At 68.9% G+C, this 917-nt stretch carries 1 protein-coding gene; it reads left to right on the forward strand.

The features are described from left to right. A partial coding sequence (locus N2041_RS14410; RefSeq protein ID WP_297679287.1) for a delta-60 repeat domain-containing protein occupies window positions 1-917 on the forward strand: 917 nt, incomplete at both ends.

The raw sequence follows: 917 nt of genomic DNA on the forward strand, positions 1-917 counted from the left end.
CTGCTGGACACGCGCCTCGAGCTGGGCCGCATCGAGGCCGAAACCTTCACCGGGGCCCGGGGTGAGCTGGACCCCACCTTCGGCACCGGGGGCAAGGTGACCACGGCGGTGGGCTCGAGCTCTGACGAAGCCTTCGCCCTGGTCCTCCAGCCCGACGGCAAGCTGGTGGCGGCGGGGTGGAGCGTGGACGCCGCGGGCAACGACGACTTCGCCCTGGTGCGCTACAACCCCAACGGCAGCCTGGACCCCACCTTCGGCTCCGGGGGGAAGGTGATCACGGATTTGGGCTCGAGCATTGACGGAGCCTCGGCCCTGGTCCTCCAGCCCGACGGCAGGCTGGTGGCGGCGGGGGATAGCTCTAACGCCGCGGGCAAATCCGACTTCGCCCTGGTGCGCATCAACCCCAACGGCAGCCTGGATACCTCCTTCGGCTCCGGGGGGAAGGTGACCACGGCGGTGGGCTCGGGCTCTGGCATAGCCGCCCTGGTCCTCCAGCCCGACGGCAAGCTGGTGGCGGCGGGGCTTAGCTCTAACGGCGACTACGACTTCGCCCTGGTGCGCTACAACCCCAACGGCACCCTGGACCCCACCTTCGGCTCCGGGGGGAAGGTGATCACGGATTTGGGCTCGGGCTCTGACGAAGCCCATGACCTGGTCCTCCAGCCCGACGGCAAGCTGGTGGCGGCGGGGTCTAGTATGCCCACCCTCGGCGACTTCGACTTCGCCCTGGTGCGCTACAACCCCAACGGCACCCTGGACCCCACCTTCGGCTCCGGGGGGAAGGTGACCACGGATTTGGGCTCGAGCTATGACCAAGCCTATGCCCTGGTCCTCCAGCCCGACGGCAAGCTGGTGGCGGCGGGGTATAGCCGGAACGCCGCGGGCAACTTCGACTTCTCCCTGGTGCGCTACAACCC

It is taken from the genome of Tepidiforma sp. (assembly GCF_026419595.1).
In the GTDB taxonomy this organism is placed as follows: domain Bacteria; phylum Chloroflexota; class Dehalococcoidia; order Tepidiformales; family Tepidiformaceae; genus Tepidiforma.